This window comes from Pseudoalteromonas sp. TB25 (assembly GCF_000497995.1).
Lineage (GTDB): Bacteria > Pseudomonadota > Gammaproteobacteria > Enterobacterales > Alteromonadaceae > Pseudoalteromonas > Pseudoalteromonas distincta.
In genome coordinates, this window is record NZ_AUTI01000326.1 from 1 (window position 1) to 25,679 (window position 25,679).

At 39.7% G+C, this 25,679-nt stretch carries 22 protein-coding genes and 5 tRNA genes; 21 read left to right on the forward strand and 6 right to left on the reverse strand.

All coding sequences use genetic code 11. The features are described 5' to 3' along the window. From L652_RS0112555 to purF, 7 genes are all read left to right on the forward strand, one after another. The coding region (locus tag L652_RS0112555; protein ID WP_024596366.1) for a FimV/HubP family polar landmark protein at window positions 1-1,819 on the forward strand (1,819 nt) is incomplete at its 5' end. A 278-nt stretch (window positions 1,820-2,097) separates the two neighbouring features. Continuing rightward, complete coding sequence (gene truA, locus L652_RS0112560; RefSeq protein WP_002958360.1) at window positions 2,098-2,892, forward strand: tRNA pseudouridine(38-40) synthase TruA; 795 nt, start codon at window positions 2,098-2,100, stop codon at window positions 2,890-2,892. Between the two features lie 155 nt (window positions 2,893-3,047). Next, the gene (gene accD / locus L652_RS0112565) at window positions 3,048-3,923 is read left to right on the forward strand and encodes an acetyl-CoA carboxylase, carboxyltransferase subunit beta (protein ID WP_002958359.1); all 876 of its coding nucleotides are present in this window, start codon (window positions 3,048-3,050) and stop codon (window positions 3,921-3,923) included. Between the two features lie 25 nt (window positions 3,924-3,948). After that, the gene (gene folC, locus L652_RS0112570) at window positions 3,949-5,214 is read left to right on the forward strand and encodes a bifunctional tetrahydrofolate synthase/dihydrofolate synthase (protein ID WP_024596367.1); all 1,266 of its coding nucleotides are present in this window, start codon (window positions 3,949-3,951) and stop codon (window positions 5,212-5,214) included. Window positions 5,215-5,225: 11 nt separating this feature from the next. Next, window positions 5,226-5,867: an SPOR domain-containing protein gene (locus L652_RS0112575; RefSeq protein WP_024596368.1), complete on the forward strand. Its 642-nt coding sequence runs from the start codon at window positions 5,226-5,228 to the stop codon at window positions 5,865-5,867. Between the two features lie 194 nt (window positions 5,868-6,061). Beyond that, window positions 6,062-6,556 carry a CvpA family protein gene (locus tag L652_RS0112580; protein WP_002958356.1) on the forward strand — a complete coding sequence of 165 codons (495 nt, stop codon included), beginning with the start codon at window positions 6,062-6,064 and terminating at the stop codon, window positions 6,554-6,556. A gap of 18 nt (window positions 6,557-6,574) precedes the next feature. Further along, entirely contained in the window at window positions 6,575-8,101 is a 1,527-nt protein-coding gene (gene purF, locus L652_RS0112585; RefSeq protein WP_024596369.1) for an amidophosphoribosyltransferase, read from the forward strand. A 114-nt stretch (window positions 8,102-8,215) separates the two neighbouring features. Here purF and L652_RS0112590 read toward each other — a convergent pair whose 3' ends face one another. Continuing rightward, window positions 8,216-8,815 carry a Yip1 family protein gene (locus L652_RS0112590; protein WP_024596370.1) on the reverse strand — a complete coding sequence of 200 codons (600 nt, stop codon included), beginning with the start codon at window positions 8,813-8,815 and terminating at the stop codon, window positions 8,216-8,218. Between the two features lie 206 nt (window positions 8,816-9,021). On the opposite strand from L652_RS0112590, the gene miaE reads away from it, so the two are divergent. Then, window positions 9,022-9,783: a tRNA isopentenyl-2-thiomethyl-A-37 hydroxylase MiaE gene (miaE, locus tag L652_RS0112595; RefSeq protein WP_029752263.1), complete on the forward strand. Its 762-nt coding sequence runs from the start codon at window positions 9,022-9,024 to the stop codon at window positions 9,781-9,783. Window positions 9,784-9,785: 2 nt separating this feature from the next. Here the strand turns inward: miaE and L652_RS1000000125445 are convergent, their stop codons facing one another. The 4 genes from L652_RS1000000125445 to L652_RS0112610 form a co-directional block, all read right to left on the reverse strand. Further along, on the reverse strand, window positions 9,786-10,229 hold the full coding sequence (locus tag L652_RS1000000125445) for a transporter substrate-binding domain-containing protein (protein ID WP_343223429.1): 444 nt from the start codon (window positions 10,227-10,229) through the stop codon (window positions 9,786-9,788). Continuing rightward, window positions 10,199-10,570 (reverse strand): hypothetical protein, encoded by a 372-nt coding sequence (locus L652_RS1000000125450; protein ID WP_253947715.1) that lies wholly within the window; start codon window positions 10,568-10,570, stop codon window positions 10,199-10,201. Before L652_RS1000000125450 ends, L652_RS1000000125445 begins: the two co-directional genes overlap by 31 nt. Window positions 10,571-10,624: 54 nt before the next feature. After that, window positions 10,625-11,362, reverse strand: a complete 738-nt coding sequence (locus L652_RS0112605) for a UDP-2,3-diacylglucosamine diphosphatase (RefSeq protein WP_002958351.1) — start codon at window positions 11,360-11,362, stop codon at window positions 10,625-10,627. Between the two features lie 89 nt (window positions 11,363-11,451). Continuing rightward, the gene (locus L652_RS0112610) at window positions 11,452-11,943 is read right to left on the reverse strand and encodes a peptidylprolyl isomerase (RefSeq protein ID WP_002958350.1); all 492 of its coding nucleotides are present in this window, start codon (window positions 11,941-11,943) and stop codon (window positions 11,452-11,454) included. 155 nt (window positions 11,944-12,098) lie between these two features. Between L652_RS0112610 and cysS the strand changes: the two genes are divergently transcribed. Then, window positions 12,099-13,478 carry a cysteine--tRNA ligase gene (gene cysS, locus L652_RS0112615; protein WP_024596371.1) on the forward strand — a complete coding sequence of 460 codons (1,380 nt, stop codon included), beginning with the start codon at window positions 12,099-12,101 and terminating at the stop codon, window positions 13,476-13,478. Between the two features lie 72 nt (window positions 13,479-13,550). Here cysS and folD read toward each other — a convergent pair whose 3' ends face one another. Further along, window positions 13,551-14,405 carry a bifunctional methylenetetrahydrofolate dehydrogenase/methenyltetrahydrofolate cyclohydrolase FolD gene (gene folD, locus L652_RS0112620; protein ID WP_002958348.1) on the reverse strand — a complete coding sequence of 285 codons (855 nt, stop codon included), beginning with the start codon at window positions 14,403-14,405 and terminating at the stop codon, window positions 13,551-13,553. Window positions 14,406-14,758: 353 nt separating this feature from the next. Here folD and L652_RS0112625 point away from each other — a divergent pair. From L652_RS0112625 to L652_RS0112680, 12 genes are all read left to right on the forward strand, one after another. Continuing rightward, window positions 14,759-14,835 (forward strand) — tRNA-Pro (locus tag L652_RS0112625). 67 nt (window positions 14,836-14,902) lie between these two features. Continuing rightward, a tRNA-Arg gene (locus L652_RS0112630) sits at window positions 14,903-14,979 on the forward strand. 23 nt (window positions 14,980-15,002) lie between these two features. Further along, window positions 15,003-15,078 (forward strand) — tRNA-His (locus tag L652_RS0112635). Between the two features lie 14 nt (window positions 15,079-15,092). Then, window positions 15,093-15,169, forward strand: a tRNA-Pro gene (locus tag L652_RS0112640). A gap of 70 nt (window positions 15,170-15,239) precedes the next feature. Beyond that, a tRNA-Pro gene (locus L652_RS0112645) sits at window positions 15,240-15,316 on the forward strand. Between the two features lie 378 nt (window positions 15,317-15,694). Then, on the forward strand, window positions 15,695-16,999 hold the full coding sequence (tig, locus tag L652_RS0112650; protein WP_002958347.1) for a trigger factor: 1,305 nt from the start codon (window positions 15,695-15,697) through the stop codon (window positions 16,997-16,999). A 164-nt stretch (window positions 17,000-17,163) separates the two neighbouring features. Then, a complete protein-coding gene (clpP, locus tag L652_RS0112655; RefSeq protein WP_002958346.1) occupies window positions 17,164-17,781 on the forward strand; it encodes an ATP-dependent Clp endopeptidase proteolytic subunit ClpP in 618 nt (205 codons plus the stop codon). A gap of 135 nt (window positions 17,782-17,916) precedes the next feature. Next, window positions 17,917-19,200, forward strand: a complete 1,284-nt coding sequence (gene clpX, locus L652_RS0112660) for an ATP-dependent protease ATP-binding subunit ClpX (RefSeq protein WP_002958344.1) — start codon at window positions 17,917-17,919, stop codon at window positions 19,198-19,200. A gap of 151 nt (window positions 19,201-19,351) precedes the next feature. Then, a complete protein-coding gene (gene lon, locus L652_RS0112665; RefSeq protein ID WP_024596372.1) occupies window positions 19,352-21,721 on the forward strand; it encodes an endopeptidase La in 2,370 nt (789 codons plus the stop codon). 183 nt (window positions 21,722-21,904) lie between these two features. Further along, window positions 21,905-22,195: an HU family DNA-binding protein gene (locus L652_RS0112670; protein WP_158000827.1), complete on the forward strand. Its 291-nt coding sequence runs from the start codon at window positions 21,905-21,907 to the stop codon at window positions 22,193-22,195. Window positions 22,196-22,366: 171 nt separating this feature from the next. After that, on the forward strand, window positions 22,367-24,268 hold the full coding sequence (locus L652_RS0112675; protein ID WP_024596373.1) for a SurA N-terminal domain-containing protein: 1,902 nt from the start codon (window positions 22,367-22,369) through the stop codon (window positions 24,266-24,268). Between the two features lie 138 nt (window positions 24,269-24,406). After that, on the forward strand, window positions 24,407-25,679 hold a 1,273-nt coding region (locus L652_RS0112680; protein WP_024603372.1), incomplete at its 3' end, for an IS4 family transposase.

The following is a 25,679-nucleotide window of genomic DNA, read 5'->3' on the forward strand; positions in this document are numbered from 1 at the left end:
AGAAGAACCTGAGCTTGAAGAAGAGCCTGAGCTTTACGATGAGCCTGAGCTTGAAGAAGAACCTGAGCTTGAAGAAGAGCCTGAGCTTGACGATGAGCCTGAACTTGCAGAAGAACCTGAGCTTGTAGAAGAACCAGAGCTTGAAGAAGAACCTGCGCTTGAAGAAGCCCCTGCGCTTGAAGAAGAGCCTGAGCTTTACAATGAGCCTGAACTTGCAGAAGAACCTGAGCTTGAAGAAGAGCCTGAGCTTGAAGAAGAGCCTGAGCTTGAAGAAGAACCTGAGCTTAAAGAAGAACCTGAGCTTAAAGAAGAACCTGAGCTTGAAGAAGAACCTGAACTTATAGATGTAACGGTTGATGATTTTTCAGATACATCAGAGTCGCTTCTTGATCCAGAAGATGCGCTTGAAGAATATACAGATGATACTTTAAAGAGCGTTGATGAGCTTTTAAATGAGCTACAACAAGCGACGGATGATGACTATATAGAAACACCAGATTGGTCTTTAGATGAGCTTGACGACGATCTTGAAGAAATAGAAGTAGATCTTGGTGACGATCCGTTAGCGGGCGACGATGACTCAGATCTTACAAAAGTTGAAGAGCAGCTTGATAGCGATCTTATAACGCCAAGTGAAGAGTTAGATGAATATCCTGAACTTGAATTAGATGATGATCATTCATTATTGGAGAATGAACCTTCGTTTGAGCCGCAAGAACCTAAAGAAAATGCACCGAGTGAAGAAAATGCAGTATCACTTAGTCAAACAGAGAAAGATCTCGCAAATGCGCTTTCTGAAAATGCTAACTTAGATAGCTTAGAAGATGATTTTGATGATGAACTATTAATTGATAATGACTTCTCTGAATCAGAAGCTAAGGTTGAAGACGAGTCGTTTGATGATTTACTGCAAGAAATTAATGACGGAATTGATTCTGTTAAACCAGTTAGTATAGAAGAGGATACCAAACCTCTTAACCTTGATGAAGTTCAAGAAACACTAGAAAGTGAGTTGCCATTTACCCCCGAAGAATTACAAGGTGATGATTTAGACGGTGAGGCGCAGGGAGTCGCTTCCAGCCAAGCTGAGCAAGACTTATCAAATGCGCTTTCTGAAAATAATGATTTAGATAGTTTAGAAGACGATTTTTCTGACTTAGATGTTGAGTTTGACGAAGATATTTTAGAGCAAGCGCTAACTGATGAGTTATCAGACGAGCAGCAAGAGCAAACAAATGCAGAGCGCGAAGCACAGTTAACAAACTCAGATGAAGCAGGTAGCACTAATATTAGCTCTGACGATGAACTTGATGAAGAGTTTATGTCAAATTTGACGCAAACTGATTTTGATTCATTACTTAGTGAGTTAGCGGAGCCTGAAGAATTAAGTGCTGAGGATAGCAGTGAATTTGATGTCGACTTTGACAGCTTGCTAAAAGAAGACTTAGAGGAAGATGACTCATTAACTACAAAAGAGCCACTTGTTGAAAGTAGTGATATTGAGCAACTTGATAATGATGAATTTGTAGATATAGATTCATTATTAGAAGAAAGTGAAGAGGCTGAACTTGAACACGAACCTTACACCGATGTTAATATGGATGTTGGTTTGAGTGAGTTTGATGCATTACTTGCGGGTGATAACCCAACCGATGTTGATGCTGAAAGTGGTGGCTACTCAGCTAAACTAGATTTAGCGCGTGCTTATATTGAAATTGATGATTTTGATTCTGCGCTCAAGGTCATTGAGGATGTCATCAACAAAGGCCCAGAAGAAGTTCAAGAAGAGGCACTTAGTTTAAAAGCGAAACTAAAATAACAAATTGTTAAAAAAACCCTTAATTGGTTATTCTAATTAAGGGTTTTTTTATGGATGTTAGTTTAATTATAACAAGGGAAAGCAACGCATTAATGAAGCGGATTTTATAGTATGTAATTGTTATAAAAGAATAATTTACATCGTAATTATTAAGTTATTTGATTCATTAAAATGCTCATGTTTTTAATAAAAAGGGTATTACCGCACACCTCCTTTTATTGCGTCGAGAGATAGCATAAAATGCCGTGTTCATTAGCACAGTAGGTAAAGCAGTAATTATGCGAGTAGCACTTGGAGTTGAATACAACGGCGTACGCTATAGTGGGTGGCAACGTCAATCACATGTTAATAGCGTACAACAAGAAGTAGAAAAGGCATTGTCGCGTATTTGTAATCACCCAGTTGAAGTAGTATGTGCGGGGCGAACTGATGCGGGTGTGCACGGTACAGGTCAAATAATACATTTTGAAACTGAAGCTTCGCGTGACATGGTCGCATTTACAATGGGTATGAATACCTTATTGCCTAAAGATATTGCTATTCGCTTTGCACAACCAGTTGCTGTCGATTTTCATGCTCGTTTTAGTGCAACCGCTCGCCGATACCGCTATATTATTTATAACTCTCCTTTTCGAGGAGCAGTGTTAAGCGAAGGGGTTACGCATTTTCATCACCCATTAGATGAAGTTAAAATGCAGGAAGCCTGTCAGTATTTGATCGGGACACACGATTTTACATCTTTTCGAGCGATCCATTGTCAAGCGAATACACCAACTCGTACTATTCATCACTTATCGGTACAGCGCCAAGGGTGTTACGTTATTATTGATATTAAGGCGAATGCGTTCTTACATCACATGGTACGTAATATAACGGGGAGCTTGATGGATATTGGCATACATAAGCAACAGCCTATTTGGTTGAAAGAATTACTTGATTGTAAAGAGCGTGCTAAAGCAAGTGCTACAGCTAAAGCTGCAGGTTTATACTTGGTTGATGTCGATTATCCTGAAGAGTTTAATATTCCTAAAATGCCTTTAGGTCCATTGTTTTTACCTGACGCTGAAATTTAGTTATGGTTGTCGTTAGTGCTTTTTATGAACACTTTTAACTACTAAGACCAGTTTTTTATACCGCGTTAGTGTAATTCATGTTTTAATTGAAAAAATTTGTCTGCTAATTGCTATTGGCAGGCTCGCGACACAGAACAGCATTAAGAGAGTTGCAAATGAGTTGGCTAGAAAAAATCTTACCTAAAACGACAAAATCATCAGGTCGTAAAGAAATCCCAGAAGGTGTTTGGGCTAAGTGCACATCGTGTGATTCAATTTTATATAAAGCTGAATTAGAAAAGTCATTAAACGTATGTCCTAAGTGTAACCATCATATGCGTGTAAGTGGCCGTAAGCGCCTGGAGCACTTTTTAGATGAAGGTGACCGTCAAGAGCTTGGCACACAACATGAGCCTAAAGACATTCTTAAGTTTAAAGATTCTAAAAAATACTCTGATCGTATCAGTGCAGCCCAAAAAGCAAGTGGTGAAAAAGATGCACTTGTAGCTATGAAAGGCCGATTAAAAGGTATTCCAGTTGCAGCAGTAGCATTTGAGTTCTCGTTTATGGGTGGTTCAATGGCTTCTGTTGTTGGCGCTCGCTTTGTTGATGCTGTTGATCAATGTTTAGAGCATAACATGCCGCTTATTTGTTTTTCTGCATCAGGCGGTGCACGCATGCAAGAAGCGCTTATGTCGCTTATGCAAATGGCTAAAACAAGTGCTGCACTTGCAAAAATGACTGAAAAAGGTCTTCCGTTTATTTCAGTCATGACTGACCCAACTATGGGTGGTGTATCTGCATCACTTGCTATGCTGGGCGATATTAACGTTGCAGAACCTAAAGCATTAATTGGTTTTGCGGGTCCTCGTGTTATTGAGCAAACTGTTCGCGAAACATTACCTGAAGGCTTTCAGCGTAGTGAATTTTTGCTTGAACACGGTGCAATTGACATGATTATTGACCGCCGTGAAATGCGCGATACCCTTGCACGCATTTTAGCTAAATTTATGAACTTGCCTTCTACGGAACAAGAGCATAGAGTAGCGTAAATTTCAGCTTTACTGATTACACGCTATGACAAAAAAAACTCCTAGCCAATCATCAAGCCTTGATGATTGGCTTTTTTATTTAGAAAGTGTTCACCCAGCTAACATTGCTATGGGCTTAGAACGAGTTGCTAATGTTGCTAACAATATTGGCCTGTTAAACACTCCAAGTAAAATTATTCTTATTGCCGGTACAAACGGTAAGGGCACCACAGCACGCTGCTTAGAGTCGCTATTGCTAGCGCAAGGTTTCAATGTGGGTACTTACGCATCTCCACATTTAATTCGTTATAACGAGCGTGTACGAGTTAATGGGGAAGAATTGGCCGACCAATTTCATATAGATGCTTTTCACCAGCTTGAGCAAGGCCGTAAAGACACTCCTCTGACTTATTTTGAATATGGTACTTTGGGTGCGTTGGCAATTTTTAAACGCTGTAACGTCGATTATGTATTACTCGAGGTTGGTTTAGGTGGGCGCTTTGACGCCACAAATATAGTCACTCCCTTTGCAAGCGTGATCACGACTATAGACTTAGACCATAAAGAGTACTTAGGTGATACCCGTGAGTTAGTGGCTTATGATAAAGCCGGTATTTTTCGTGAAAATACGCCCGCTATTATAGGGGATTTAAATATTCCTCACACAATGACTGATTACGGCAAAGAAATTAATGCCAATATGACGTTGTCGGGCAGTGACTTTATTTTTAAAGAAAATGCTGAGAGCTTTAATTGGCAATATAAAGAACATAATCTTGAAATAGATAAGCCTGCAATACCGTGTCAAAATGCAGCTACCGCATTAACTACGCTAAGTGTTTTAAACTTATTACCTAGTGAATCAATTATACGAAGTTGTTTAGCTAATTTAGTTGTCGAAGGGCGCTTTCAGCAGTTAAGTATTGAGCCTTTAGTCTTTACCGATGTAGCACACAACCCTGAGTCGGCGCGTTATTTAGCCAATAAGTTATCAAGCTATAAAGATAAAGGCTTTAAAATTCATGCATTAGCCGCTATGCTTGCTGATAAAGATAAAGCGGGTGTATTTAAAGAAGTAAGTCACTTGGTCGATGAGTGGTCATTAGCGAGCTTAAGTGGCCCGCGAGGTGACACTGCAAGTAATTTACAAAATGCACTGCACGAATTGTCTCATCATAATACTATTAATAGCTATGATAGTGTGGCACAAGCACTGAATGTAATTTTACCAGAACAACAAAGTGATACTATGTTGATTATATTTGGTTCATTTTTTACAGTTGCTGGCGCTATTAATTACTTTAAAAAATAGAGAGGATGTCGGTGAACTCAAGTTTTATTAATCGCTTAGTCGGAACAAGTATAGTGGTGATCGCAGCAATTGTGTTTATCCCTAATATACTCGATGGCGAAAAAGTGCATTATAAAGAAGGCTTTAAAGCGATCCCAGACCGCCCTGAGTTCAAAACAATCGATCTTCAAGAGTCAATTGATGAAAATATGGCTAATGCTGAGCCACTAAAGCAAGATGAAATTGAAGACATTCAAGCTGACGATGAAGCTTTTGAGCAGCAAAGCGCGAAGGATGAGAGTGATTACGCTGTGGAAGATAAAGTTGTTGAAGCAACTATAGAACCCAAAGCTACATCAATTACAAAAGCGCCTGTTCAAGCTAAGCCAGAGCCAATTGAACCACGTAAAAGTGATGAAAACCTAACGAGTATGGCCTATGTTATTCAATTAGGTAGTTTTTCACATGTTGCAAACGTTAAAGCATTACAGGCTAAATTAAAGGCTGAAGGGTTTAAAACGTTTACTAAACCGATTAAAACCCCAAATGGGACATTAACCAAAGTATTTGTTGGTCCTTCGCTTGATAAAAGTGAATTACAAAAGCAGCTCCCTCAGCTCAAAGAGCTTACTAAATTAAATGGTAAAGTTACGCAGTACGAAGTAACAAAATAATTTTAAAAAGGCTTGTATAACAAGCCTTTTTTTATTTATTTATATTTTTTTTATCATTATCTTTATCTCACAATACCTAGACTAGAATGTTAATTTTTTGTATTAACCACAACCCAGTAATCTCCCGTTTAAACTTGCATACTAACGATGTTTGGGTATAGAATGCGCCCCAAATTAGCGACTAATTGGTTCTTATGATCTGGGTTGATTACGCCATTATTGGCATCATTGTATTGTCTACCATCATCGGTTTAATACGTGGCTTTGTAAAAGAAGCAATGTCATTAGCGGTATGGGCTGGCGCCTTTATCATCTCTAGCTTATTTTACCAATATTTAGCTTCCTTCCTAACAACCATTTCTGAACCCCTTTTAAGAAATGCGGCGGCCATAGCCATATTATTCTTTGCGACGCTACTGTTAGGCGGTTTACTAAACTACATTTTAGGTGAGCTCGTACATCGTACTGGTTTATCGGGTACCGACCGTGTCTTTGGCATAGTGTTTGGTGCTCTACGAGGCGTGTTGGTCGTGAGCGCGTTACTCTTCTTTCTTGATGCTTTTACTGGTGCACCCAATACGCACTGGTGGGGTAATTCTATTTTGATTCCAGAATTTGGCTTTGTTGTTGAATGGTTCTTTTCATACCTAGAAAACAACTCGAGCTTTTTAAATTCAGTAAACCGTTAATCGGCGAGGATAAATTACATGTGTGGTATCGTTGGAATAGTCGGAACATCCCCTGTCAATCAGGCGATTTATGATGGCTTAACTGTTTTGCAGCACCGTGGTCAAGATGCCGCGGGTATCATTACCATTGAGAATAATACGTTCAGCTTACGCAAAGCAAATGGCTTAGTGAAAGATGCCTTTCACACTCGTCATATGAAACGACTACAAGGTACGATAGGTCTTGGCCATGTGCGCTATCCTACAGCAGGGTCTTCAAGCTCATCTGAAGCACAGCCTTTTTATGTTAACTCACCGTTTGGTATAGCACTTGCCCATAATGGCAACCTTACTAATGCAGAAGCTTTAAAAGAGCAGTTATTCTCAGAAGCACGTCGTCATGTAAATACAACATCTGATTCAGAAATCTTACTCAACATCATGGCACATGAACTAAGTAAATCTGATAAGTTGCATTTAGACCCTGAAGATATATTTACTGCGGTAACCGAGGTAAATAATAAAGTAAGCGGTGGTTATGCAACAATTGCTATGATCATTGGTCACGGTATTGTTGCTTTTCGCGACCCTAATGGTATCCGCCCACTTGTATTTGGTAAACGTGAGACTGCAAAAGGCACTGAGTACATGTTCGCCTCAGAAAGCGTTGCGTTAAAACCGGATGGTTTTGAGTTTGTACGTGACGTTGCCCCTGGTGAAGCTATATATGTTACAGAAGAAGGTGAATTTCATTCACTTAGTTGTGCAGATAAAGCATCTTACTCGCCGTGTATTTTTGAATTTGTTTATTTTGCTCGACCTGATTCAACAATAGACCGTATGTCTGTGTACGCAACACGCGTAAACATGGGCACAAAACTAGGTGAAAAAATTGCACGCGAATGGGCTGATAAAGACATTGATGTAGTTATCCCAATCCCAGAAACTTCATGCGATGTAGCACTGGAAATTGCACGTGTGCTTGATTTACCGTATCGCCAAGGTTTTGTTAAAAACCGTTATATCGGTCGTACATTTATCATGCCTGGCCAAGAGATGCGTAAAAAATCAGTGCGTCAAAAGCTAAATGCAATTGATCGCGAGTTTAAAGGTAAAAACGTATTATTGGTTGATGACTCAATTGTTCGTGGTACAACATCAGCACAAATTGTTGAAATGGCTCGAGAGTCTGGTGCTAAAAATGTTTACTTTGCATCCGCAGCGCCTGAAATACGCTTCCCTAATGTGTACGGTATTGATATGCCTTCAGCAGCTGAGCTTATTGCTCACGGACGTGAAGTTGAAGATATTAATGCAAGTATTGGTTCTGACGGTTTAATCTTTCAATCGTTAAAAGATTTAATAGCTGCGGTTAGCCAAGAAAATCCTGAAATTACTAAGTTTGAAACCTCAGTATTTGATGGGCAATATATTACAGGCGACATTGATCAAAACTATTTAAATCGTATTGATGAGCTACGTAACGATTCAGCAAAAAGCACCCGCGAAAGTGCGATGTCTTCAAGTTTAGAGATTCACAACCAAGACGAAAACGAAGCTGATTAATAATTAGTTAATAAAAAGTCGTTACATAAAAAAAGGAGCTAATTAGCTCCTTTTTTGCGAAGGAAAGAAAGGGAACATTTCTATCAAACACGACTCTTTTTTAGCTAAACTTTATTAAGTAAACATTGGACTAACAATCCCATTTGTCCAAAGCATAGCTGTTACAGCTAAAATAATAACTAATAATATTAATCCGCACGTTACAACCGAGCTGGCATAAATAAAACCACGCTCTTCTGGAATATGCATAAGTATTGGTACGCCGGTATAAAGTAAGTAGACCGAGTAAGCTAGTGCAATAATTCCAATACACACTACAAACCAAAGTACAGGCCAAAAGGCGGCAAGCGCCGACATAAACACAGGTGTTGCAGTATAAGCTGCAAGTTCAAGTGTTTGTGTAAATGTAGGCTTAGAGCCAAATGTAACGGCCATCCAATGAGCCAAATACGCTAATGCAAAAACACCCGCTATTAAAGCAAAATACATTGCAACTGCAATTAATAGCGCACTATCGTGCGTTAAAAATACAGGATCGCCTGCGCCTATACTCCATCCTAAATAAACAGATGAGTAATAACCCATTATTGAAGGAAACAAAGCAATCAGTAAAATATGCGACAAACTATAGGTTAAACTTTCATGGCGATTATCTATTGTTTGCCATTCTTCAAGTGGGTGAGCATAAATGCCCCAGAGGTGATTTAATATCATAGTACTTACTCCATAAAAGGAACGTATTACTGTTTTGGTTGGTTTATTTTTATACAGTCTATGTACAGTTATGGTTCACTTATTTTGCAAAGTCAAGTTAACTCACTATTAACATTTTTGCACAGGTTAGGGCTTTGATTTATCCGAAACAAAATTTCGTGTTAAAATAATGGCATATCAAATTTATTTAGTAATGAGCAGTCAACGTGCCACATAGCCAACTTTTAGAGCCGATCAATAACTTTTTAGTGTGTACAACCCCACAGCAGTGGGTGGAGCAGGCAATTAAAAAAGAGAACTTATCAGTAATCTTAATCGATCACTTAATTTGTGAGTTAAAAGCGGCTCAAAGTGCGATGTTTTTAATACGTAAATACGCTGTTGATAAAGAGGGCAGTGATGCCTTACTCGAGTGGCTAAAGCCATTTGAAACGCTTATTTATAAGCGTGAAGGAAATTGGCGTGATCTCGCGGCTAAAAATAAGCTAACTAAATCAATAATTCCTAAATCTAATTCGCCATATGGACAAGATTTAATTGATAAAATGGTATTGTTGATAAAAGAAGAGTTGCATCATTTTTACCAAGTGCTCGAAATTATGGACGAGTACGGTGTAGAGTACCAAAGCATTACACCATGTCGTTATGCAAAAGGCATGCTTCGTCATGTTAAAACGTTTGAGCCAAACGCCCTTGTTGATAAATTAATTGTAGGCGCTTACATTGAGGCGCGTTCGTGTGAGCGTTTCGCAAAGCTTGCGCCGCATGTTGACAAACGTTTAGGTGATTTTTATATTTCGCTGCTGCGCTCTGAAGCCCGTCATTACCAAGATTATCTAACTTTAGCGCAAGAAATTGCTGATTTTGATATTACCGAACGAGTTAAAGAATTTGGCGAGATTGAAGCCGAATTAATTTCATCACAGGATGAAGATTTTAAGTTTCATAGTGGCCTGCCAATAGCATAAAGCTAATTTTCTTTTAAAAAATTAATGTATTCAGCTGTTTTTTGATTGCTGAAATTGTGTTTTTTCATGATTTCAGCAATGCTTCCGTTTTCAATTATTATATCAATCCCTCTATTAAATTTTTGTAAGTACTCTTTTGCCCTGTAATTTGATTTAGAGACAACTAAATACAGTTTATGAGAAGCAAGATCTGGCAATAAGTACTCAATTTTATTCTTATCTAAATCAACTTCGTTATTGTGCTCAAGCCAATACTTCCCTACTTCTTTAGTGCCTGCGACCAAATCAATACGTCCTTGTTGTAGCAGGTATAAACTTGTAGGAAGGCTTTTAGTGGATGTTATTGCCAGCTCAGTATTTCTTGTAAACTCTTGGCTTACAAAGGCATTGTCTTCTGTACCAATACTATAAGGTGTTAATGACTGAACTGTACCATCGAAGTTAATAGCCTCTCTTTGCGTTTAAAAATTCCTGAATGAGCAACTGCAAGTGGGCGAGAGTAGTAAAAAACTTCATTTCTTTTTAATGAATAAAAAGCGCCTAAAATAGCTGTTTTTCTCTTTTTTTCTAATAGCTTTAGGGCGCGGTCCCATGTCGTAAACTCGGCTTCGCTATTAATGCCTTGAGTTTTAAGGGCTGATTGAGTGATTTCGTATAACCAACCGTTATCAGGAAGGTTTTCGCTAAAATAGGGAGGGTAGTTTTCAGTAACAATTTGCCATGTTTGCTCGCTAAATACTTTGGTAGGAATGGCAATTACTACGATGAAAATTAACAGCTTAATCATTAAACCTCTCACTATTATTCAAATATATAGTTAAATAATAGTCAGGATTTTAAATTATGCGAAAGGCGTGCTAATTAATTCTTGTGATTGAGGGGTAACGACTAAATAAGAGCCTTGGGTATACCAGTCACCTAGCACTGTACGAGTAAGCGTTTGTTCATTAACTTTATAGGTATGAACATTAGGGCGGTGAGTATGACCATGAATCATATTAGTAACGTTATGTTTGGCAAAGGTGGCAAGCACGGCTTCATCTACAACGTCTAAAATTTCGATAGGTTTATCAGCTTGGCTCAACTTACTTTTTTCACGGGCATTACGCGCTATTTTTTTACGATACCAAAGTGGCATTGCAAGCATTAATTTTGGCCACCACCAACCACGGCTTTTTTTACGAAATTTTTGATACTCAGTATCTTGAGTACACATTTCGTCGCCATGTAAAATAACGGTAGGCGTACCATATAAATCAATGACTGTTTGTTCATCGAGTAAAGTCATTGCGGCCATGTCTGCATATTGCTTGCGCATGATGAAATCACGGTTGCCATGTATAAAATAAACAGGTGTCCCACCATCATTAACGGCGCTTAAATGCTTTGCTACATCGGCACTCAGCGCTGTAATGTAGTCATCTCCAACCCATACTTCAAAAAAATCACCCAAAATATAAAGTGCATCTACATCTTTATTTAGTATATGCGTATTTAAAAAGTCAAAAAATGCAGCGCTAATGTCGGGGCGGTTTTCGCTTAGGTGTAAATCTGCAATAAAGTAAGTTTGGCGAGTCATAGGTCAGTCTTTTCGATATAAATAAAGCGGGCGTATACACATTGCGTAAATGCCCGCTGATACTCCACATTACGTGGGTAAACTTACTATTAGCTAACAGTAACGCTTTCGATGATCACATCTTCAAGAGGCACGTCTTGGTGAAAACCAGTACTACCTGTTGCTACGCCTTTTATTTTATTTACTACGTCCATGCCTTCTACTACTTCAGCAAAAACACAGTAACCCCAGCCTTGCGATGTTTCGCTACTGTGGTTTAAAAAGTCGTTGTTATTCACGTTAATGAAAAACTGCGCTGTAGCTGAATGAGGATCAGGTGTACGTGCCATTGCTAAAGTACCTATCTTGTTAGATAGGCCATTATTAGCTTCATTTTTAATTGGGTCGTTAACTTCTTTTTGTTCCATACCTGGTACAAAACCACCGCCTTGAACCATAAAACCATCGATTACACGATGAAAGATAGTGCCGTTGAAAAAATCAGCATTTGCATACTCTAAAAAGTTTTTAACTGTATTTGGAGCTTCTTGCTCAAACATTTTAATGGTGATGTCACCAAAATTGGTGTGTAGAACAACCATGTGTTTTCCTATATCTGGTTTAAATATTGGCGCTATTTTATCGTAGTTGGCTAAGATTAACAAAGTAGATGTTTGGTTTGTTATAAAGCGCTAGAGCAGGGGCTTTTCAAGTGGTAACATAACTGTTCAAGTAAATAGTCAAGGACTCAAAGTAAATGGTAAATATATACAACACACTCACGCGACAAAAAGAGCAATTTAAACCTATGGTCGAAGGCAAAATCGACATGTATGTGTGTGGTATCACCATTTATGATTACTGCCATATTGGACACGCTCGTACTTTTGTTGGTTTTGACGTTATTGTGCGCTACTTACGTCATATTGGTTACGATTTAAAATATGTACGTAACATTACAGATATCGACGATAAAATAATTAAACGTGCAAATGAAAATGGTGAGTCAATAAACGACTTAACTGTGCGCATGACTAAAGCGATGCATGAAGATTTTGATAGCCTAAATATGCTACGCCCAGATGTTGAACCAACAGTTACAAGCCATATGGATGAAATTATCGTTATGGTTAAGCGCTTGATTGAAAAAGGCCATGCCTATGTTGCAGCTGATGGCGATGTTTTGTTTGATGTATCAACGTTTGAGCAATATGGTGCGCTTTCTCAGCAAGATTTAACTATGTTGCAATCGGGCTCTCGCGTAGAAGTGGCTCAAGATAAAGACGATCCGCTTGATTTTGTGTTATGGAAAAAAGCCAAAGCAGGTGAGCCATCATGGTCATCACCGTGGGGTGAAGGGCGTCCTGGTTGGCATATTGAATGTTCGGCAATGAGCTCAAAACACTTAGGAGAGCATTTTGATATTCACGGTGGCGGGTCTGATTTACAGTTTCCACATCATGAAAACGAAATTGCCCAGTCGTGCTGTGCAAACAACGGCAAGTATGTAAATACATGGATACATACTGGCATGGTGCAAGTAAATAAAGAAAAAATGTCTAAGTCGTTAGATAACTTTTTTACTGTGCGTGAGGTTTTAAAAGCATACGACGCTGAATCTGTTCGTTACTTTTTAATTTCAGGGCATTATCGCAGCCAATTAAATTACTCACAAGAAAATTTAGACCAAGCGCGTTCATCACTTGAACGCATTTATACAGCGCTTCGTGATGTCGTACCGGTAGAGTGCGACTTAGAAGGCAATGAGTTTGTTGCTAAGTTTAGAAAAGCAATGAATGATGACTTTAATACACCAGAAGCACTACCTGTGTTGTTCGAACTTGCTAAAGAATTAAACCGCGTAAAAGAAAGTGACGCAGGTCAAGCTGGCAAGTTAGCGTTTATACTGCGTAGCCTCGGTGAAGTGTTAGGTGTTGCTCAACAAGCACCGGAAGCTTTTTTACAAGGTGGGCAAGATGACGACGAAGTTGCGACAATTGAAGCATTAATTGTAAAACGTAATGAAGCACGTGCTAGTAAGGACTGGGCTGCTGCTGATGAAGCACGTGATGCGCTTAATGCGTTAGGTGTAATACTTGAAGATTCAGCTGGTAAAACAACGTGGCGTAAAGCGTAAGCGTTTAAAGTAATTCAGGTCAAACTAAAAAAGGGTTGCCAAATGGCAACCCTTTTTTGATTTTTTAACAGCTTAGCTGTGATACTTTTCACACGCTTCAAGTGTGTTTTCAATTAAGCTTGCGACAGTCATCGGGCCAACGCCACCTGGTACAGGTGTAATAAAATGCGCTTTTTGTTCGGCCACACTGTATTGAACATCACCGACTAATTTACCCGTATCTAAGCGGTTAATGCCCACATCGATAACAATAGCGCCTTCTTTTATCCAATCTCCCGGTATAAATTCAGGTTTACCGACAGCCACAACTAATAAGTCAGCGCGGCGAACATGTGTTTCTAAGTCTTGAGTAAATTTATGGCACACAGTGGTAGTACAACCTGCTAATAAAAGCTCTAACGACATTGGACGACCAACAATATTTGACGCGCCAACGACAACTGCATGCATCCCTTTATAACGTACACCCGTTGAATCAAGTAATGTAATAATACCTTTAGGGGTACATGGGCGAAGGGCAGGCATACGCTGTGCTAATCGACCAATGTTATATGGATGAAATCCATCAACATCTTTATGTGGGGTAATTCGTTCTAAAATCTTTTCAGCATCAAGACCTTTTGGCAGTGGTAACTGCACTAAAATTCCATCAACTTCGGCATCATTATTTAGCTCGTCAATTAAATCTAAAAGAGTTTGCTCTTGTGTGTCTGCTGGTAAATCAAATGATTTAGAGATAAAACCTACTTCTTCACAGGCTTTACGTTTTGAACCAACATAAACTTGGCTTGCTGGATCAAGTCCTACAAGTACTACTGCAAGTCCTGGTGCACGTAAACCATTTGCTACACGTTCACTTACGCGTTCTGCTACAGCGCTACGTACTTGTTTTGCGATTGCCTTACCATCAATGATGTTTGCCGTCATGGGTGACCTTTAATTGGGGTTAATTAACTAGATACCGATACTCTAAAAACGAATGCATAATAAAATAGGGGTAAAAATGCTAATAAAGAAAAATACGCTCTTTATTTAACTCGTTTTATAATGTGCCTACTATTTTCGCAGAAAAGCATAGCAGCGCCAAGTTGCTTTTAAGGTATATAACGTTTGAGCTGTTAAATAGTTTAAAATTCAGCCGACTATTGTAATATTTAACCATTGTGCACTAAAAATGAGCACTTGATTGGTTTTCTTAAAAAAACGTTTGACCTAACCCCGTCAAATCACTATTATGCACCCCGTTGTCAACGAGGTCACTCGCTAGCAATAATAAGTTTCGGCGATTAGCGCAGTTTGGTAGCGCACTTGGTTTGGGTCCAAGGGGTCGCAGGTTCAAATCCTGCATCGCCGACCATTTTTTTATAATTTTTTATAATTTTTTATAATCGAATAGCTTATTGGTAAACTATGAAGTTTTCGATGCGCCCATAGCTCAGCTGGATAGAGCAACGCCCTTCTAAGGCGTCGGTCGAAGGTTCGAATCCTTCTGGGTGCACCATTTGAAAACATGTAAATATAGCGGTGATTGTAGCTCAGTTGGTAGAGCCCCGGATTGTGATTCCGGTTGTCGTGGGTTCGAGCCCCATCAGTCACCCCATTTACAACGAATATCGGCGATTAGCGCAGTTTGGTAGCGCACTTGGTTTGGGTCCAAGGGGTCGCAGGTTCAAATCCTGCATCGCCGACCATTTTCTTAAAATGGTCTTAAACTCTCAGTTTAAGTGTTCAGTATGAAAAAAGAAGTTAACTCTTCAATGTCGGCGATTAGCGCAGTTTGGTAGCGCACTTGGTTTGGGTCCAAGGGGTCGCAGGTTCAAATCCTGCATCGCCGACCATTTTCTTATCCAATAAGAACAATAAGTAAACTCCTCTAAGTTATAAATCTAAATCTGTTAGCCTATAATTCTATTAAATAATTTCTATTTTATTCTATTTAGTCCGTAGTTAGCCTGTTTTTTATTCAGTTAGTCTTTATAGTCCCTTATCTAGTCCAAATAATTGCCCCCTATACTCGACTATCATAAATATTAGGTTATAATGCCGCGTCTATTGTTTAACATAGTGCCCGAAGGGCAAAGCAGCAATGGTGTCTCATGGTAGCGACGGATGCTTTTAAGTGTGAAAAACCGCTTAAACTTTATCAAGACTCATGCAGAACACTTTGTTTGTAAAGGAAGGCGAACAGTCGCCAAAATTGAATATTGAGGTAAATCATGCAAGTTTCTGTTGAGACGACCCAAGGCCTTGAGCGCCGTATAACTATCACCGTTCCTTCAGAGAACGTTGAGACCGAAGTAAAAAAACGCCTACAACAACTGTCAAAAACACAGCGTATAGATGGTTTCCGTGCTGGTAAAGTTCCAGTATCTGTAATTAACAAGCGTTTTGGCCCTGCAGTTCGTCAAGAAGTTGCTGGCGAAGTAATGCAACGTAATTACATTGAAGCAATCGTTTCTGAAAAAATCAACCCAGCTGGCGCGCCTACATTCGCTCCTAAATCACTTGAAGCAGGTAAAGATTTAGAATTCTCAGCAACGTTTGAAGTTTACCCTGAAGTTGAAGTTCAAGGTTTAGATAAAATTACTGTTGAAAAACCAGCAGTAACAGTAACTGACGAAGATTTAGCTAACATGCTAGAAACACTTCGTAAGCAACACGCAGCGTGGGCTGATGTTGATGCAGCTGCTGGCGAAAACGACCGTGTAACAGTTGATTTCGTAGGTACTATCGACGGTGAAGTATTTGAAGGCGGCAAAGCTGAAGACTTCCCATTAGAACTTGGCCAAGGTCGTATGATCCCAGGTTTTGAAGATAACATCGTAGGTAAAAAAGCAGGCGAAGAAGTAGTTGCTGATGTAACTTTCCCTGATGATTACCACGCTGAAAACTTAAAAGGTAAAGCGGCTCAATTCACTATCACAGTGAAAAAAGTTGAAGCGCAAGAATTACCAGAATTAAGCGAAGAGTTTGCAACTAAATTCGGTGTTACCGAAGGCGGCGTAGACGCGCTTAAAGAAGAAGTTAAAAAGAACATGACACGTGAGCTAGACCAAGCGGTTAAAGCAAGCGTTAAAGACCAAGCAATCAAAGGTCTTTTAGCTAACAACGAAATCGAAGTGCCTAAAGCACTTGTTGATCAAGAAGTTGATGCTTTACGTCAGCAAGCAGCTCAACGTTTTGGCGGCGACGCTCAAAACATGCCAGAGCTTCCAGCTGAATTGTTCCACGAGCAAGCTGTAACACGTGTAAAAACTGGCCTTTTATTAGGTGAAGTGATTAAAGCTAACGACATCAAAGTTGATGATGCTAAAGTTGAAGCATTAATCGCAACAGTAGCTTCTGCATACGAAGATCCAACTGAAGTAGTAGAATACTACAAAGGTAATGATCAACTTATGCAGCAAATGCGTAATGTAGCAATGGAAGAGCAAGCTGTTGAAGCTATTTTGGCTAAAGCAGTTGTTACTGATGTTGAAAAAGCATTTGATGACATCATGAATCCACAGCAAGGTGCTTAATAAGTCATTGACTTAAGCTCTCGCTAACGATTAAATGGCTCGTGTTACTCTGTTTATACAGCGTGCCCGGGCCATTTTAGTTTTTGGCTCTAAATTTGCGAAAAACGATAACTATGCTTCCTTATAATAAGGATAAGTATAAGCGCATAAGGAATTAAATAAGTATGAATACTGGTATTACAGATCCCCTAAATGCATTGGTCCCAATGGTTGTTGAACAAACACCAAAAGGCGAGCGCTCGTATGATATTTATTCGAGATTATTAAAAGAGCGTATTATCTTTTTAACAGGTCAAGTTGAAGACAACATGGCAAATCTGATCTTAGCGCAAATGCTATTTTTAGAATCAGAGAACCCTGATAAAGATATCTTTTTATATATCAACTCACCAGGTGGTTCAGTAACTGCGGGTATGGCTATTTACGACACAATGAACTTCATCAAACCAGATGTAAGTACAATATGTGTAGGTCAAGCTGCAAGCATGGGTGCTTTTTTACTTACTGCTGGTGCTAAAGGTAAGCGTTTTTGCCTACCAAACTCACGTGTGATGATTCACCAACCATTAGGTGGTTTCCAAGGTCAAGCATCTGACTTTGAAATACACGCTAAAGAAATTCTGTCTATTAAAGATAAGCTTAACCGCTTAATGGCTGAGCATACAGGCCAACCATTGGATATTATCTCTAAAGACACTGATCGTGATAACTTCATGAGTGCTTCGCAAGCTGTAGATTACGGCTTGGTAGACTCTGTGTTTACAAATCGCGACAAAAAGTAAGCGCTTGGTAAGCAGGACTACCTGTTTGCCACTTTGAGTTACTATGCGAAAACCAATAAATTTTGGTATAGTTAAAGCGTATTGAAATAGCCGCCAATAGTTTTGGTGGCCAACGTAATAAAATGAGGTAGCTGAATGTCTGACACTCCTACAGACGGCGACAAAAGTAATAAATTGTTATACTGCTCTTTTTGTGGCAAAAGCCAACACGAAGTGCGTAAATTAATTGCAGGCCCTTCAGTATACGTTTGTGATGAATGTGTAGAGTTGTGTAACGATATTATCAGGGAAGAGATCAAAGACATTGCTCCTAAGCATGATACGTCTGACAAACTACCTGTACCAAAAGAAATTCGTAAACACTTAGACGATTATGTTATTGGTCAAGACCATGCTAAAAAAGTATTGTCTGTTGCCGTTTATAACCATTATAAACGCCTACGTAACCAATCGACTAAGCAAGACATTGAATTAAGTAAAAGTAATATTTTGCTTATCGGCCCAACAGGTAGTGGTAAAACATTACTTGCAGAAACATTAGCGCGCCTACTTGACGTGCCGTTTACTATGGCCGATGCCACTACATTAACCGAAGCAGGTTATGTAGGTGAAGATGTTGAAAACATCATTCAAAAGCTTTTACAAAAGTGCGATTACGATGTTGAAAAAGCACAGCGCGGTATTGTCTACATCGATGAAATTGACAAGATTTCTCGTAAATCAGATAATCCTTCAATTACGCGTGACGTATCAGGCGAGGGCGTTCAACAGGCGCTACTTAAACTGATTGAAGGCACCGTTGCTTCTGTTCCACCGCAAGGTGGTCGTAAACATCCACAGCAAGAGTTTTTACAAGTAGATACATCTAAAATCTTGTTTATTTGTGGTGGTGCATTTTCAGGCCTAGATAAAGTAATTGAGCAACGTAGCCATAAAAACACCGGTATCGGTTTTGGCGTTAGCGTAAAAGAGTCTGCGGCGAGTCGTTCTTTAAGTGAAACATTTAAAGATGTAGAGCCAGAAGATTTAGTTAAATATGGCTTAATTCCTGAGTTTATAGGTCGTTTGCCGGTAGTGGCTACGCTAACAGAACTTGATGAAGCAGCTCTTGTACAAATATTGAGTGAACCTAAAAACGCGATTACTAAACAGTTTTCAGTATTGTTTGGTATGGAAGACGTTGAACTTGAGTTTCGCGATGATGCCTTAGCTGCAATTGCCCACAAAGCAATGGAGCGTAAAACAGGCGCACGTGGTCTTCGTTCAATTGTTGAAGGTGTACTACTTGATACTATGTACGAGCTTCCTTCAATGGATGATGTAAGCAAAGTAGTTATTGATGAAACCGTTATTAAAGGTGAGTCAGATCCAATCTTGATTTATGAAAATAATAAACAAGATAAAGCTGCATCAGAATAGTTTTTAAGCTATTTGAATGGAAAAAGGAGCCTTAGGCTCCTTTTTTTATAATTAATTTAATCGAGTTAGGGAAAATTGTTGAACTTTAATTAGGTTATCCCCATATACTTGAGTAATCTTTAAAATAAATGAAGTGCGAAGAGAAACTATAATGACGCTTGAGAGAACCGACCGAGTCGAAATCCCAGTCCTTGCACTGCGCGATGTTGTGGTATACCCGCACATGGTGATCCCGCTTTTTGTTGGCCGTGAAAAATCAATAAAATGCCTAGAAGCGGCAATGGACAAAGACAAACAAATTTTCTTGGTTGCACAAAAAGATGCAACTGTAGATGAACCAGAGCAAGATGATATTTATCGTATCGGTACTATTGCCACTGTACTTCAGTTATTAAAATTACCAGACGGTACAGTTAAAGTTTTAGTCGAAGGTACACAGCGCGCACAAATTGAAGAATTTGTAGATAACGATGACTTTTTTGTCGCTAATGCTCAATTTATTGAATCTGATTCTGTAGATGAACAAGAGCAAGATATTTTTATCCGAAGCGCAATTAGCCAGTTTGAAGGCTATGTAAAGCTAAATAAAAAAATTCCACCTGAAGTACTAACTTCGGTTTCAGGTATTGATGAGCCAGCACGTCTTGCCGACACAATGGCAGCGCATATGCCGCTTAAAGTACCTGAAAAACAAAAAGTGCTCGAAATTTCAAGTGTCACAGAACGTCTTGAATATTTAATGGCACTAATGGAAGGCGAAATAGACTTATTGCAAGTTGAGAAGAAAATTCGTACCCGCGTTAAAAAGCAGATGGAAAAATCTCAGCGCGAGTATTACCTCAATGAGCAAATGAAAGCCATTCAAAAAGAACTTGGTGAGCTTGATGATGTGCCTGATGAATTTGAAGCGCTTAAAAAGCGTATTGAAGATTCTGGCATGCCTGATGAAGCTAAAGAAAAGGCAACTACAGAGCTCAATAAGCTTAAAATGATGTCGCCAATGTCTGCAGAAGCGACTGTAGTGCGTTCATACATAGATACATTAATTAATGTGCCATGGAAAAAACGCTCTAAAGTGAAAAAAGACTTAGCAGGCGCACAAAAAATTCTTGATAGCGATCACCACGGCTTAGATAAAGTAAAAGAACGCATTATTGAGTACCTCGCAGTACAACAGCGTACTAATAAGCTCAAAGGGCCAATTTTATGTTTAGTTGGACCACCAGGTGTTGGTAAAACATCACTTGGGCAATCTATTGCACGTTCGACTGGTCGTAAGTATGTTCGTATGGCGCTTGGCGGCGTACGTGATGAAGCTGAGATTCGCGGTCATCGTCGTACATACATAGGTTCAATGCCAGGTAAGCTAATTCAAAACATGACAAAAGTGGGCGTTAAAAACCCATTATTCTTATTAGATGAAATCGATAAAATGTCATCGGATATGCGCGGCGACCCAGCATCAGCATTGTTAGAGGTGCTTGATCCGGAACAAAACAGTCATTTTGCCGATCACTATCTTGAAGTCGATTACGATTTATCTGACGTTATGTTTGTAGCAACATCAAACAGCTTTAACATTCCTGGTCCATTATTAGATCGTATGGAAGTTATTCGCTTGTCGGGTTACACCGAAGATGAAAAGCTAAACATTGCAAAAGAGCACTTAATTACTAAACAAGTTAAACGTAACGGCTTAAAAGAGTCTGAAATAGTTATCGAAGACAGCGCAATTATTGGCATTATTCGTTATTACACACGTGAAGCGGGTGTACGTAACCTAGAGCGCGAAATTTCGAAACTATGCCGTAAAGCCGTTAAAAATATCTTACTTGAAAAAGACACTAAAATAGTGACCATCAATCAAGATAACCTAGAAGACTTTTTAGGTGTGCAGCGCTTTGACTATGGCAAAGCTGAAGATGGCGACCGTATTGGTCAAGTTACAGGCTTAGCATGGACAGAAGTTGGCGGTGATTTGCTAACAATTGAATGTGCGGCAGTGCCAGGTAAAGGCAAGTTAAGTTACACCGGTTCTCTTGGCGATGTAATGCAAGAGTCGATTCAAGCGGCAATGACGGTTGTGCGTAATCGAGCAGATACTTTCCGTATTAACAGCGACTTTTACGAAAAGCGTGATATTCACGTACACGTACCTGAGGGCGCAACACCAAAAGATGGTCCTAGTGCGGGCGCAGCAATGGTAACGGGTCTTGTATCTAGCTTAACGGGTAATCCTGTACGAGCAGATGTTGCAATGACAGGTGAAATTACACTACGCGGTGAAGTACTTCCTATTGGTGGTTTAAAAGAGAAGTTATTAGCGGCGCATCGTGGTGGAATTAAAACAGTGATCATTCCAAAAATTAACGAACGTGACTTAAAAGAGATACCAGACAACGTGCTGGCAGGTCTTGATATTCACCCAGTTACTTGGATTGACGAGGTGTTAAAGCTTGCTTTAGTGCATCCTGTTGAGAGTTTTTCGGTCGAAACACCTAAAAACCAAGAAAAAACATAAAAAAAGTGCTTTTTAGGGCTTTTCAAATCTAAACGGTATGATAAGTTAAGCACTGGTTTTCAAGCCTAGCCCTTACGGGGCCTAGGCTTAAGAAAAATATAATCATGTGGGCATTAAAAGTTTGCTCTAAAATTTTCAAAAAAGTGATGTTAGTTTAAAAAACCATCGCTCTTGATAATAACAATGAAAGAGGATGATATTGTGAATAAATCTCAATTAATCGATCAAATCGCAGCTGATGCTGACATTTCTAAAGCGGCTGCAGGTCGTGCACTAGATTCATTCATCGAATCTGTATCTGGCGCGCTAAAAGATGGCGACTCAGTTGCACTTGTAGGTTTTGGTACTTTCTCAGTACGTGAACGTGCTGCACGTTCAGGCCGTAACCCGCAAACTGGTGAAACTATCCAAATTGCTGCTGCAACTATTCCAGCTTTCAAAGCCGGTAAAGCGCTTAAAGACGCAGTAAACTAATCACTGTTTTAAACACATTAGTTATGGCGAGTGTAAAGTTACTGATTCACCACAACAGATGAGTTAAGTAACTTTTCCGCCAGTTACTTCAAGTGAAAAAGCGTATCTGGTAAGATACGCTTTTTTTACATGTGACAAGGTAAAATACCTTGATCAAAAAGAGATAAACAAATGCTTGAGAAAATCAGAGAAGGTTCGCAAGGACCTGTAGCCAAAATAATTTTAGGCGCGGTGATTTTATCTTTTGCCTTAGCAGGGATCGGTAGTTACTTAGGTCAAACCACAGAACAACCCGTTGCTGAAGTAAATGGAATTAAAATTAGTCAAACCGATTTTAACCGTGCTTACCAAAATGAACGTAGCCGTTTAGAGCAACAATTTGGTGAATACTTTACACAAATTGCAGCTGATCCAAATTACATGGCACAAATTCGTCAAGGTGTAGTTGACCGCTTAGTACAACAAGAATTGCAATCACAGCTAGCGGCTGATTTAGGTCTTCGCGTAAGCGACGAAAGTGTACGTAAAACAATTTTAGAATTACCGTACTTTCAAATTGGTGAAAAATTTAATAACGACCGTTACCTACAAGTAATTCGTCAAATGAATTTTCAACCAGATGCTTTTCGTGAATATTTACGTAAAGATATGACACGCAGCCAGGTAGTATCTGCTGTTGCAGGTACAGACTTTGCTCTAGAGAGCGAGCTGAAAAGCGCAATTGCTCTTCAGCAGCAAACTCGTAGTATTGATTACGTAGTTGTAAACAAAGAGGCACTTGCCGCGAATGTTGAAGTATCAGATCAAGAAGTATCTGATTACTACGACTTAAACGCATCTCAATTTTTATCTCCAGAGCTTATCTCAGTAAGTTACATTGAGCTTAAAGCAGCAGATATCAATGTTGAATCGGTAACCGAGGATGACGTTAAAGCGTATTATGAGCAAAACAAAGCACAATACGTTGAGCCAGAAAAGCGTCGCGTATCACATATCTTAATTGATAACAGTGAAGACGATGATGCAGCAAAAGAAAAAGCCAATGCTCTTCATGCACAGCTAGAGCAAGGTGCAGACTTTGCTGAGTTAGCACAATCATCGTCTGACGATATCGTTAGTGGCGAAATGGGCGGCGATCTTGAGTGGATTGAGCGTGATGTAATGGACCCTGCATTTGAAGACGCGGCTTTCGCGCTTGAAAATAAAGGTGATATTTCTGACGTTGTTACTTCTGAGTTTGGTTATCACATAATTAAACTTACTGACATTCAACCACAACAAGTTAAAGCGTATGACGATGTTAAAGCTGACTTACGTGCTGAATTAGAACAAGCTGGAAAAATTGATGCATTTTACGAAAAGCAAACTGAAATGGGTGCACTTGCATTTGAAATTTCAGATCGCTTAGATGATGCTGCAGAAGTTGCTGAAGTGGAAGTTAAATCTACACCTCTTTTAGCACTTAATGCTCTACCAGAGCCGTTAAACAGCCCTGCAGTTGTCACAGCACTAACATCAGTTGATTTACTTGAAGATAAAGTAAATTCTGAAGTTATTGAGCTTGGCGATGAGCATGCAATTATTGTTCGTATTAACGAGCATAAAGCTGCTGCTACTAAACCGCTGGATGAAGTAAGCGAGCAAATTAAAGCGCGTTTAGTTAATGAAAAATCATCAGAGCTTGCTAAAGAAAAAGCGCGTAGCTTATTTGCAGAAGTACAAGCAGGTAAGAGCTTAAATGATGTAGCGAGTGAGCAAAGCTTAACTGTTCGTCAAGAAGCGCAGTTAACACGTCAAAGCTATACTGTTTCACCTGCTATTGTGACTCAAGCATTCAAAATGGCTCACCCAGCAGACTCTGCGATAGTTGAGCTTGTTAATTTAAATAATGGTGATGCAGCAATTGTTGCGCTTAAGTCGGTAACAGATGCACAAGTTGCAGCTAATATTGACCCTCAAGCAAAACAAAGCATTACTATGGCGCAAGCTAATAAAAACTACATGGTATTTATTGAAGCGCTTAAAGCCAATGCTGAGCTTAACTTACCAACGGCTACACAAACTGTTGAGTAATTAATTTTAGCTCATAAAGAAAGGCGCTTTTAAAGCTGTCTCTTATACACAAATCCCTGCTAAGAAATTAGCGGGGATTTTTTTGAACTAAATCTCAATGTCATGATCAGATCTTCAAATCTTGTTTGAGGGCACATTATGATTAACGAACATACTCATTGGGCAAAACAACAATTCGGTAAATCGGACTTAGGTGATCCAAGAAGAACAGCGCGTCTGGTAAAGTTAGCATCAACGCTTGCAAATGAACCAGGAAAACCACTTGTAAACATCACTCAATCCCCCGGCGATATGGAAGGTGCCTACCGCTTTATTCGCAACGAGAATATTGGCGCAACGGCTATAGCAGAGTCAGGCTTTAAAGCCACGGTTGAACAAGCAAAAAGTCATAACTTGTTGCTCGCATTAGAAGACACGACCACACTAATTTATAAACATTCCTCCATTCGAGATGATTTGGGTCATGTCGGACGAGGAGCAAAACAACGAGGCTTGTTAGCTCATAGCGTATTACTGTTTGCGCCAGACACAAAGCAAGTTGTGGGATTAATTGAACAGTCTCGCTGGAGTCGTGATATCAACACGATTGGAAAAAGAGAAAAACACGCGACGACTTCTTACGAAGAAAAAGAAAGTTACAAGTGGGAGTCAGCGTCACGAGCGATGGCAGAGCGGCTGCAAGGACAAATGGCGAACGTGATATCGGTGTGTGACCGCGAAGCGGACATCTACGAATACTTGCAGTATAAACTGACCGAGCAGCAACGATTCGTCGTACGCTCGATGCAAAGTCGTCATATTGAAGAAGGTGAGGATAAGCTCTATGCGTTTGCAAGCGAGCTGATGAGTGCAGGCACCAAACACATCCACATTGCACAAAAAGGAGGAAGAAAAGCCCGAAGCGCAACACTGGATATCACCTATGCGCCAGTGACACTCAAAGCGCCTTACAATAAGAAAGGACACTCCCTCCCAGTTTACTATGTCGGCTGTACAGAGCGAGGAAACGCTAAGAATGGCTTAAGCTGGCACCTATTAACCAGTGAACCAGTCACCAGCAAAGAAGACGCCTTAGCTATCATCACCTACTATGAGCACCGTTGGCTTGTAGAGGAATACCATAAAGTCTGGAAAAGTGATGGTACGGATATCGAAAGTTTACGCCTTCAAAGCCAAGATAACATGGAAAGATTGGTGACGATTAATGGCTTTATTGCGACGCGAATATTGCAACTAAAGTTCACCAATGAGCAGCCTGATTCTCCAAGTTGTGAACAACTGTTATCTCCCAAAGCATGGAAGTTATTGTGGTTAAAGAGAATAAAAACACCATTGCCTGAAACTGCTCCAAATATGTCATGGGCGTATCAGGAACTGGCAAAGTTAGGAGGCTGGAAAGATACCAAGCGCA